General features: G+C 59.1%; 9 protein-coding genes and 1 riboswitch. Of the genes, 5 read left to right on the top strand and 4 right to left on the bottom strand.

Features of this window, described 5'->3' with window-relative positions; all coding sequences use genetic code 11:
- Positions 1-205: 205 nt before the first annotated feature.
- From BN1115_RS20025 to BN1115_RS20010, 4 genes are all read left to right on the top strand, one after another.
- Positions 206-658, top strand: coding sequence for an early set domain-containing protein (locus tag BN1115_RS20025; RefSeq protein ID WP_042658555.1), 453 nt, complete (start codon positions 206-208; stop codon positions 656-658).
- 211 nt (positions 659-869) lie between these two features.
- On the top strand, positions 870-3,017 hold the full coding sequence (locus BN1115_RS20020) for an adenosylcobalamin-dependent ribonucleoside-diphosphate reductase (protein WP_042658554.1): 2,148 nt from the start codon (positions 870-872) through the stop codon (positions 3,015-3,017).
- 10 nt (positions 3,018-3,027) lie between these two features.
- Positions 3,028-3,711 carry a TSCPD domain-containing protein gene (locus tag BN1115_RS20015; RefSeq protein ID WP_042658553.1) on the top strand — a complete coding sequence of 228 codons (684 nt, stop codon included), beginning with the start codon at positions 3,028-3,030 and terminating at the stop codon, positions 3,709-3,711.
- 220 nt (positions 3,712-3,931) lie between these two features.
- A complete protein-coding gene (locus BN1115_RS20010) occupies positions 3,932-5,302 on the top strand; it encodes a PhoH family protein (RefSeq protein WP_042658552.1) in 1,371 nt (456 codons plus the stop codon).
- A gap of 69 nt (positions 5,303-5,371) precedes the next feature.
- On the opposite strand, the gene thiQ is transcribed toward BN1115_RS20010, so the two are convergent.
- The 3 genes from thiQ to thiB are packed head-to-tail and all read right to left on the bottom strand — an operon-like array spanning position 5,372 to position 8,662.
- Complete coding sequence (gene thiQ / locus BN1115_RS20005; RefSeq protein WP_042658557.1) at positions 5,372-6,079, bottom strand: thiamine ABC transporter ATP-binding protein; 708 nt, start codon at positions 6,077-6,079, stop codon at positions 5,372-5,374.
- Entirely contained in the window at positions 6,066-7,685 is a 1,620-nt protein-coding gene (gene thiP, locus BN1115_RS20000; protein WP_042658551.1) for a thiamine/thiamine pyrophosphate ABC transporter permease, read from the bottom strand. The genes thiQ and thiP overlap by 14 nt, the downstream gene beginning before the upstream one ends.
- Positions 7,682-8,662, bottom strand: coding sequence for a thiamine ABC transporter substrate binding subunit (thiB, locus tag BN1115_RS19995; RefSeq protein ID WP_042658550.1), 981 nt, complete (start codon positions 8,660-8,662; stop codon positions 7,682-7,684). Before thiB ends, thiP begins: the two co-directional genes overlap by 4 nt.
- 60 nt (positions 8,663-8,722) lie before the next feature.
- A riboswitch (TPP riboswitch) is annotated at positions 8,723-8,813 on the bottom strand.
- An 89-nt stretch (positions 8,814-8,902) separates the two neighbouring features.
- Here thiB and BN1115_RS19990 point away from each other — a divergent pair.
- Positions 8,903-9,193, top strand: a complete 291-nt coding sequence (locus BN1115_RS19990) for a PilZ domain-containing protein (RefSeq protein WP_005339160.1) — start codon at positions 8,903-8,905, stop codon at positions 9,191-9,193.
- Between the two features lie 30 nt (positions 9,194-9,223).
- Here BN1115_RS19990 and BN1115_RS19985 read toward each other — a convergent pair whose 3' ends face one another.
- A complete protein-coding gene (locus tag BN1115_RS19985; protein WP_042658549.1) occupies positions 9,224-10,153 on the bottom strand; it encodes a hypothetical protein in 930 nt (309 codons plus the stop codon).
- Between the last annotated feature and the right edge of the window lie 113 nt (positions 10,154-10,266).

The raw sequence follows: 10,266 nt of genomic DNA, 5'->3' as shown, positions 1-10,266 counted from the left end.
GGCCTTCGCTGGACGCTTACAAATCTCCCATAAAGTGCCAAAAGAACCTCCATTCTCTGTTCGATATTTGCTCATTAGTTCAATGTGTTGGATATAAAAAACACAGAATGTGATGCCTCTACCTTTCTTGTGATGCCCGCTCTGGTTTAATTCTTCAGTCCACATGGATGGACCAAGGAATCACAATAATTTAAGGAATAGACCCATGTTCAAAAGAACAGTAACGATGATGCTGGCGGCGGGAACCCTGGTATTAAGCGGTTGCGCATCCAATGGTGGTGCAGAGCAGGCAGCGGCAGACAACAGTGACTTCGGTGGCAAGTCCATCTACCTGCGCGGGGAGATGAACGACTGGATGGCGACTGATGAAAGCAAGGTAGTCAAGGTGGCCGACAAACTCTACATGGCCAAAGGCACCCTCAAGAAAGAGTGGGCTCCCTACAAGTTCAAGTTTGCTGACTCGGGCTGGAGCTGCGGTACCAACTTTGGCTACAAGAGCCCGAGTGATGGTGTTGCCGTATTGGGTGGTGAGGCGGTGCCGGTCAACCCCTGCTCCAAGTATGAGGACATGAAGTTCTCACCGGATGCGGATGGGGTCTACGAGTTCTATCTGAATATGGCGGGTGAAGCGCCGACCGTTTACGTCAAGAAGCCCTGATCTATCTCTGAGTGTTAAATCTCTCAGCAAATTAATCAGTTAAGTGCTCCGGCCCAGAAATCTGCTGGCCGGGGCATTTTTTTAGTTTAGAATCAGCGCCCTCATGGCTTCAGGTGTACTATATATTGTGCTTATTTTTATAGCTGGCACTATTGGTTGTGTTCTCTGCTGTTGTCATGATGTTGATGCATTCACATAAGGTTGATTGAAAATGGCTAAATCGAACCCGGTGCTGGAGAGTGAGCTTGGCTCCCGCTTTATCCCCATGCAGGAAACGTCCCTCGAGATCTGGGATAGCAAGTATCGCCTCAAGATCAAGGATGGCACTCCCATCGACAGCTCTATTGACGAGACCTACCAGCGGGTAGCTCGAGCCTTGGCAGAGCAGGAGCTGGAACCGGAGGCTTGGTATGAACCGTTCTTGTGGGCGCTGCGCAATGGGGCCATTCCTGCTGGCCGCATCACCTCCAACGCAGGGGCTTTTGAGCACAAGCCTGCCACTTCAACCATCAACTGCACTGTCTCCGGCACCATCGAAGATTCGATGGACGATATCCTCGGCAAGGTGCACGAGGCGGGGCTGACCCTGAAAGCCGGGTGCGGTATCGGCTATGACTTCTCGACCCTGCGCCCGCGTGGTGCCTTTGTCTCCGGTGCCGGTGCCTACACTTCCGGCCCGCTCTCCTTCATGGATATCTATGACAAGATGTGCTTCACCGTCTCGTCAGCCGGTGGTCGTCGCGGCGCCCAGATGGGCACTATGGATATCCGCCATCCCGATGTGATCGAGTTTATTCAGGCCAAGCGTGAAGATGGCCGCCTGCGTCAGTTCAACCTCTCCCTGCTCATCACCGAAGATTTCGTCAAGGCGGTGAAAGAGGATGCGCCCTGGTCTCTGATCTTCCCCTACACCGCCAAAGAGGTGGAGCAGGATGGCATTGCACTGGACGCTCCCGCTCAGGTGCTCTGGGCCGACTGGCCCAACAAGGAAGGGGTTGTATTCAACGAGTTGGGGCAGGTCGCCTGCAAGGTCTACAAGACCATGCCAGCCCGCAAGCTGTGGAATGTCATCATGACCTCCACTTATGACTATGCAGAGCCCGGCTTCATCCTGATCGACAAGGTCAACCAGATGAACAACAACTGGTTCTGTGAAGAGATCCGCGCGACCAACCCCTGTGGCGAGCAGCCGTTGCCGCCCTATGGCGCCTGTCTGCTTGGCTCTGTCAATTTGACCAAGTTTGTGCGCGACCCTTTTACTGAACAAGCGGCGTTCGATTGGCAGGCGTTTCGCAAGGTCGTGGCCATCTTCACCCGCATGCTTGACAACGTGGTGGAGATCAACCAGCTGCCATTGGCCAAACAGCGTGAAGAGATCACCGCCAAGCGCCGTCACGGCATGGGTTTCCTGGGGCTTGGTTCGACCCTTACCATGCTGCAGATCAAGTACGGCTCCGCTGCGTCCGTCGCCTTTACCGAGCAGGTATCCCAGGAGCTGGCGATGACCGGCTGGCAGGAGTCCCTGCGTCTGGCTAGGGAGAAGGGCCCGGCGCCCATCATGGAGCAGGAGTTCGAAGTGACCGGCAAGATGCTGCGTCTGCGCCCGGAAATGGCAGCTGATGGCATCAAGGTGGGTGACAAGTTGAAGGGCAAGGTGCTGCACGCGCGCTATAGCCGCTATATGCAACAGGTTGCCGAAGTGGATCCTGCGCTGGTCGCCGAACTGGCCGAAGTGGGCGGGCGTTTCACCCACCACAGCAGTATTGCGCCGACCGGCACCATCTCGCTGTCACTGGCCAACAACGCCAGCAACGGGATCGAACCGAGCTTTGCCCACCATTACAGCCGCAACGTCATCAAGCCGGGCAAGAAAAGCAAGGAGAGTGTGGATGTCTACTCCTTCGAGCTACTGGCCTACCGCGAGCTGGTGAATCCAGCCGCCATGCCGTACAGCGAAGAGGAGGCGAGCCGCCTACCTGAGTACTTCATTACGGCTGATGACATCACCCCGGCCCAGCACGTGGACATTCAGGCCGCGGCCCAGGGCTGGATCGACTCCTCGATCTCCAAGACCGCGAACGTGCCGACCGATTTCCCGTTCGAGCAGTTCAAGGACATCTACATGTATGCCTCGGACTCCGGCCTCAAGGGCTGCACTACCTTCCGCTTCAATCCGGAGGCCTTCCAGGGCGTGCTGGTGAAGGAGAAGGATCTGGAGAACACCCTGTACGACTTCACCCTGGAGGATGGCTCCGTCATCTCCGTCAAGGGGAACGAAGAGATCGAATACGATGGCGAGCTGCACACTGCCGCCAACCTCTACGACGCCTTGAAAGAAGGCTATTACGGTAAATTCTGAGAACGACATTATGGTCAAGAAGATCGACAAGAAAATCGTCGCCTACAAGGTGCGTACCAAGGATGAGCCGCAAGAGGATCTCTCTGCGCAGGATGACGTGGTGCACATGCACGAAACCGTGCTGCGCCCTGAGCGGCTGATGGGCACCACCTACAAGCTGAAGACGCCGGAGCATGTCTCCGAGCACTCACTGTTCATAACCATCAACGACATCATTCTCAACGAGGGCACGGTTCACGAAACTCGCCGTCCGTTCGAGATTTTCATCAACTCCAAGAGTCTGGAGCACTACCAGTGGATCGTGGCGCTGACTCGCATTATTTCCGCGGTGTTCCGCAAGGGGGGGGATGTCACCTTCCTGGTGGAGGAGCTGCGTTCCGTATTCGATCCCAAGGGCGGCTACTGGAACAAGGGCAAGTACGTTCCGTCGCTGATCGCCGAAATTGGCAACGTGATCGAGAGCCATCTCACCGAGATCGGCATGCTCAAGGCAACCGGGCTGGACGAGCATCAGCAGGCGTTTCTGGCCGAGAAGCAGGCCGAGTTGAAAGCCGCTCAGGAGGCCGAAGAGCAGCAGGCTGGCAGTGGTTTCCCGGCCAATGCCGCGCTCTGCTACAAGTGCCACACCAAGGCGCTGGTGCTGAAGGATGGCTGCATGACCTGCCTCAACTGCGGCGACTCCAAGTGCGGCTGACAGACATGCCGAAGTAGTTGAACGATAGAAAAAAGACCGGCCATAGCGTCGGTCTTTTTATTGCTGTTTTTATGCTCAATCAAATCAGGCGGCCAAGTGATTTGTTGCGCGATAGTAAAATCGGGCGTAGCGTTGAGGGTAATAAAACTGTCACGGCCGTGTGGTTTCAATGACATCTGAGATTCACACACGTGGCCCTTCAGTGCCAAGGAGGATGCTTATGGACAATACGGACCGAAAGCTGTTTATCCTGGATACCAACGTTCTGCTTCACGAACCCCTCGCTATCTACTCCTTCAAAGAGCACGACGTGCTCATCCCCATGACGGTGCTGGAAGAGCTCGATAACATCAAGGATCGCAACAAGGATGTCAGCCGCGACGCGCGGGTGGCCATTCGTGCGCTGGAAGATGTGTTCCGCGATGCAACCCCGGATCAGATCACCCAAGGTGTTCCGCTGGCTGGCGAAGCGAGCGGCAATATCTGCATCTTCAGCGATCACCATCTGCCGCAGGATGCCGAGGTGTTTACCGACAAGGAGGCCGACAACCGCATCATCAACGCGGCCCTCTATCTGCAAAAGCACGAGTTGAAGCGTCAGGTGGTGCTGGTCACCAAAGACATCAACATGCGCCTCAAGGCCAAGGGGGCCGGGCTTGCCCACGTTGAAGATTACCGCAGCGACCAGCTGATCGACGATATCCGCCTGCTGGCCAAAGGTTTTCAGGTGGTGCCCGGCAGCTTCTGGGAGCGGGTGGGCGAATGTGAAAGCGAAACCCATGGCCGCGACACCATCCATGTGATCGATGCCAATCTGCTGGAAGGGGTTCACGTCAACCAGTACCTGATCGACGAGGAGAACTTCTTCGCCGCCCGGGTGCTGAGCCACGATGGCAGCAAGATCCGCATCAAGGATCTGGGCCGCGAGCGGCTGATGTCCCGCAAGGCGTGGGGTGTCCATCCCAAGAACGTCTATCAGGGGATGGCGCTGGATGCCCTGCTCGATCCGCACATCGATCTGGTGATCCTGACCGGCCCGGCCGGTTGCGGCAAGACCCTGCTGGCGATGGCGGCGGCGCTGGAGCTGGTGATTGAGAAGGGCATTTACGAGAAGGTGATCGTCACCCGGAATACCCCGGAAATTGCCGAGAGCATCGGCTTCCTGCCCGGCACCGAAGAGGAGAAGATGATGCCCTGGTTGGCGGCGGTGACCGACACCCTGGAGGTGCTGCACAAGCAGGACGAGAATATGAGCGGCTCGCTCAGCTACATCATGGAGAAGGCCAATATCCAGTTCAAATCGGTCAACTTCATGCGCGGGCGCAGCATCCAGAACACCTTCGTGCTGCTGGATGAGTGCCAGAACCTGACCGCTTCCCAGATCAAGACCATCATCACCCGCTGCGGCGAGGGCACCAAGATCGTCTGCTCCGGTAACCTGGCCCAGATCGACTCTAACTACTTGAGCCCGGTGACCTCGGGTCTCACCTACATCGTCGAGCGTTTCAAGGATTTCGACGGCAGTGCCAACATCTTCCTCAATGGCGTGGTGCGCAGCCGACTGGCCTCGTTCGCCGAGGAAAATCTCTGATTTAACTGACCATCTTCATATGAAAAAGGGGAAGCCAAGCGGCTTCCCCTTTTTTGATCCCGTCGCCGGTCATGAGCCCTGCGTACGACCCAGATAGCGCAGTAGCTCGGGATGATCGCTGTGTTGCAGGATGTCGGGTTTGCCTTGCAGGGCGATGCGCCCCTCGTCGACAAACAGCACCTGATCGGCGATGAGCTGGGCATCTTCCGGATTGTGGGAGACCATCAGCACGGTAATGCCCTGCTCGCAGGCGAGGCGGGCCACTTCGGCCAGCATCTCCCGGCGCAGGGCGGGATCGAGGGCCGAGAAGGGTTCATCCAGCAGCAACAATGGTTTGCCTCGCACCAACGCGCGAGCCAGCCCGACTCGCTGTTGCTGGCCGCCGGAGAGCTGTTCAGGCTGGCGGTTGAGCATCTCGCCAAGACCAACCCGCCCGGCTGCATCGATCACCTGTGCCCGCTGGGCGGCACTCAGGTGCAGACCCGGGTGCAGGCCGATAGCGATATTGTCAAAAACCGACAGGTGGAGGAACAGGTTGTGATCCTGAAAAAGGGTGGTGACCGGTCGCTCGGCTGGGTCCAGCGGCAGCAGATCTTCGCCATCGAAACTGAGGCGGCCCGATTCCACCGGCACGAAACCGGCGATCATCCCGAGCAGGGTCGACTTGCCCGCGCCGCTTGGGCCAATCAGTGCGGTGATCTCCCCTTTGGGCAGGGTCGCGCTGAAGCTGACGCGCCAGTCCGGGTAGCTGGTCACCAGCGTATCAATGTTCAGCATGTTTTCCTCCAAGCCCCCGTTCCACCAGCCAGAACAGGGAGAAACAGAGTGTCAGCAGCAGCAGGGCAGTGGCGGCTGCCTCGGTCAGGCGATAGCTGCCGAGCTGTTGATAGAGCAGCCAGGGCAGGGTGGTGAGCTCCTGACTGCCAAACATGGCGATGGCGCCGAGATCCCCCAGTGAGAGGATCATCGATAGCGCCATCGCCAGTGCCAGCGGGCGGCGCAGCAGCGGCCACTCCACCAGTCGCAGGCGATGCAGGCCGCGTACCCCCAGGCTGTCCGCCAGCCGATCGTATTGGCGTACCACCAACTGCATGGGGGCTGAGAGGGTGCGCAGCACATAGGGCAGCGCCATCAGGGCGTTGACCAGTACTACCAGCCATGGGCCGAGTGCAAATACATCGGCAAAGGGCATAAACAGGATAAAGAGGCCGGTGGAGAGCACCACCGCCGGGATCATCAGGATCATCGAGCCGCTGGCCTCCCACATGGCGGCAGCCCGCCGCTGGCGGGTGCGCACCTTGAGGTGACGGCTGGTCAGCAGCAGGCCGCTGCCGAGCAGGGTCGCCAGGGTGCCTGCCGCCAGTGCAATCAGCAGGGACTGGCCGCTCGCCTGCCAAAGCTTGCTGGACATGAGCGCTGTCAGCAGGCCGGGGTGGAGGCCTGCCACCACGATGGCCAGCAACGGTGGCAGAAAGATGGCGAGCCCGATACCTAGCGAGAGCAGATCCACCACCGCCGTTCCCGGCTGATGACGGTCCGGCCGCAGACAGGGGCGACGGGGAGTCACCCTGCTGGCCGGGGTGCTCTGCAGCTTGTGTTGCAGGGCGAGCAGGGCGGCGGTCAGGATCAGCTGCACCAGCGCCAGTCCGCCTGCGGTGGCGAGATCGAAGTCAAAACGCAGCGCCTGATAGACGGCTACCTCCAGCGTGGTCGACTTGGGGCCGCCGCCCAGCGCCAGTACGGTGGTGAAGCTGGTGAAGCAGAGCATAAAGATGAGGCTGGCCAGCCCCGGCAATATGCCGCGAATAAGCGGCCACTCCAGCAGCCGGAAGATATGGGAGGAGCGCATGCCGAGCTGACTGGCGAGACGCCAGCTCGATTCGGGGATGCTCTCTATGCTCTGCAACATCAGGCGTGCCGCCAGCGGCATATTGAAGAAGACGTGGGCCAGCAGGATACCGAACAGGCCGTAGAGATAATTGCCGGGATCCAGCCCCAGTGAGCGCAACAGTTGCGGCAGCCACCCCTGCTTGCCGTGTACCGCTACTATGCCGAAGATGGCGATGATGACCGGCAGTACCAGCGAGAGGCCAAACAACTTGATCAGCAGGGTGCGACCGATGAAGCGGCGCCGCGCCAGCGCGCGGGCCACCGGAATGGCCAGCCCCAGGCTCAGCAGGGTGGAGAGCAGCGCCTGCCCCAGACTGAAGCCCAGCACATGACGCAGATAAGGGTCTGCGAGCAGGGTGCGGGGCGCCAGCGAACCGGCCTGCCACAGCAGGGCCACGAGCGGCCCGAGGGATAACAGCAGGATCAACAGGGTGGCTGCACTGCCCGGCAGCCACCAGAGGGGACGAGCCTGTGGTTTCAGATGACGGCTCACTGGGTGACGGCTTGCAGCCACTCGCGGATCCACCCTTTGCGATGGGCGGCGACCTCATCGGCGCTGAAGGCAAGCGGCTTGGCTACAGTGATCATCTGCTCGAAACCTTTTGGCAGTTGGGTGTCGATCACCGGATACATCCAGTTGCCGGTAGGGATCTCGTTCTGGAAGACGGGGCTCACCATAAATTGCAGGAACTGATCGGCCAGCTTGCCTTGGGTCGCGCTTTTCAGCTTGGCGGCCACTTCCACCTGACGGTAGTGCCCCTCTTCAAACGCCGCAGCCTGATACTGGGGCTTGTTCTCGGCAATCAGGTGATAGGCCGGAGAGGTGGTGTAGGAGAGCACCATGTCCGCTTCGCCATCGAGGAACATGCCATAGGCCTCTGACCACCCCTTGGTGACGGTGACCGTCTTTTTGGCAAGTTCGGCCCAGGCGGCGGGCGTCTTGTCGCCATAAACGGACTTCATCCACAACATCAGCCCCTGCCCCGGGGTGGAGGTACGGGGATCCTGATAGATCACCTTGATATCGGGGCGCTCCACCAGCTCTTTCAGGCTCTTGGGGGGCTGCTTGAGCTTCTCCTTGTCATAGACAAAGGCGAAGTAGCCATAGTCGTAGGGGACGAAGGTGTCATCCTGCCAGCCACCGGGCACCTTGATGCCATCCAGCTTGGCGGGGTGGGGGGCGAACAGACCGCTCTGCTTGGCTTCGCTGATGAGGGCATCGTCGAGCCCCAGCACCAGATCGGCCTTGCTGTGGTTGCCCTCCAGCCGCAGCCGGTTGAGGATGGCGACCCCATCTTCGAGGGGAACCAGATTGAGGGTGCAGTCGCACGCTTTCTCGAAGGCCTGTTTGATCTTGGGCCCCGGACCCCACTCGGCAGTGAAAGAGCTGTAGGTATAGACGGTGAGGGTGTCGGCGGCGAACACATTGGCCGACAGCAGGCCGGTGGTGACCAGCAGCAGGGTCTTCATGGGTGGCACTCCCTATTACTTGTTAATAACGAGGTGCCAGCGGGTGAGGGCGCAAAAAATGAGCGCCATGCCTCAAATTCCTCCGCCAGCATTATCTGGATCAGGTACACGGGTATAATCTCAGCGGTAAACCGCACCCCGTTTGAGAAACGAACCGCATTGTATTAACGTTCTTTTGGGTAGACCAGCACAATTGTGCAATACCCATGAGATGACGCCCACCCAACAGAGGATGTTCGCGTGCTTACCAATACCAAGGAAAGGCGTGCCTTTGCGCGCATGGTCATCAATGCTCCGGTCACCGTCTATCAGCAGCAGCTGGTGCTGGAGGGGATCTGCCGGGATCTCAGTGCCAACGGCATGGGGATTGCGGTCTCTGAACACCAGCTCGACATCAATCAGCCCATCCGGATCAGTCTTGCCACCAACAACAACCTGTTGCCCCCCTTTGAAGCCCACGCCCGTATTATCCGGGTGCTGGAGGAGGAGAGCGGGTTGCTGCTGGCGGTAGAGTTTCTGCCTCAGGGTTAATCTTCTCTCCCCATCGGCAGAGGGAGGGGATTACCCTTTTTCCTGAATCGGCTGCACACTCAACTGCTTGCTATCGACCAGCGTTTTGCTGGTCGATGCTATTTGGCCCGCAGGCAAGGTGGCGGGGCCGGTGGGTTCGAGCAGCAGGTAGTTCTGCCCCTGCCAGTTGAGGGTCACATCCCCCGGCTTGGCGGGCAGGTCAACGGCCAGCAGCGCATGGCCGGGGACGAACACCATAGCCTGTTTCAGCTCGGGAAAGAGCTGGGCCAGCATGGCGGCCATCAGGGTTACCTTGCTGTCGCAGTCGCCCCGGTTCTGCTCCAATACCTGACGGGGCGGGAGAAATCCCTTGCCCTGCCTTCCATTCAGGTTGTCGAGCTGCTGGTAGGGGATGCTCTGGATAAAGGTGAGCATATGGGCCACGGTCTTCTGGCGAGCTTCCGTTTCGGTGCTGCCCTGCTGCTTGAGTTGATCCGCCAGCGGAGCCAGCCCGCTGCGACTCTCCAGCGCGATGCGCACATGATCCTGCTTCACTGCCAGCTGCCCGTCAGGGGTGTTGAAGTACTGGAAGTAGTGCTTGGTCAGCCACGCCTGCTCCTCTTTGCTCCGCTGTGACTCCAGAAAGGCCATCGCCTCGCGTGCCTTGTCCTGATTGCGGCTTTTCAGATGTAGCTCCAGCGAGGGGCGGGCGAGGGTGAACTGCACCTCGGGGTAGTTCTGGCGCACCTCCCGCAGCAACACCTGCAATACCTCCTCCTGCATTCTGGCCGGGCGATAGGCGATAAGCGGCGGCAACTTGCCCTGTTCGAGCCGGTAGGTGAGCTGCTGGGGTTTGCCTTCGCTATCCTGCCAGCCAACGCTGATCTGGCCGAGGCTGTTGTTGAAGCTGGTTTGGCTGGCCCCCGCAGGCAGGGCAAGCAGCAGGGCACAGAGCAGAGGAATTGCCGTCGGTCTCTTCATCATCCTTTCCTGTAACGCGGGCCGGTTCCAGTGGCCCAGAGTGGGAAGCGTAGCTGACAGTAAAACAGGGAGCCGAAGCTCCCTGTTGATTCTACTCGTTTTTTTGCAACTGA

The sequence above is a fragment of the Aeromonas allosaccharophila genome (assembly GCF_000819685.1).
GTDB classification, from domain to species: domain Bacteria; phylum Pseudomonadota; class Gammaproteobacteria; order Enterobacterales; family Aeromonadaceae; genus Aeromonas; species Aeromonas allosaccharophila.
The sequence above is the reverse complement of the archived record's forward strand: the minus strand, read 5'-3'. Positions and strand labels throughout refer to the sequence as shown.

Bases quoted from the DNA above. Each gene is read 5' to 3' on its own strand.
- BN1115_RS20025 (WP_042658555.1), top strand. From the start codon at position 206: ATGTTCAAAAGAACAGTAACGATGATGCTGGCGGCGGGAACCCTGGTA.
- BN1115_RS20020 (WP_042658554.1), top strand. From the start codon at position 870: ATGGCTAAATCGAACCCGGTGCTGGAGAGTGAGCTTGGCTCCCGCTTT.
- BN1115_RS20015 (WP_042658553.1), top strand. From the start codon at position 3,028: ATGGTCAAGAAGATCGACAAGAAAATCGTCGCCTACAAGGTGCGTACC.
- BN1115_RS20010 (WP_042658552.1), top strand. From the start codon at position 3,932: ATGGACAATACGGACCGAAAGCTGTTTATCCTGGATACCAACGTTCTG.
- thiQ (WP_042658557.1), bottom strand. From the start codon at position 6,079: ATGCTGAACATTGATACGCTGGTGACCAGCTACCCGGACTGGCGCGTC.
- thiB (WP_042658550.1), bottom strand. From the start codon at position 8,662: ATGAAGACCCTGCTGCTGGTCACCACCGGCCTGCTGTCGGCCAATGTG.
- BN1115_RS19985 (WP_042658549.1), bottom strand. From the start codon at position 10,153: ATGAAGAGACCGACGGCAATTCCTCTGCTCTGTGCCCTGCTGCTTGCC.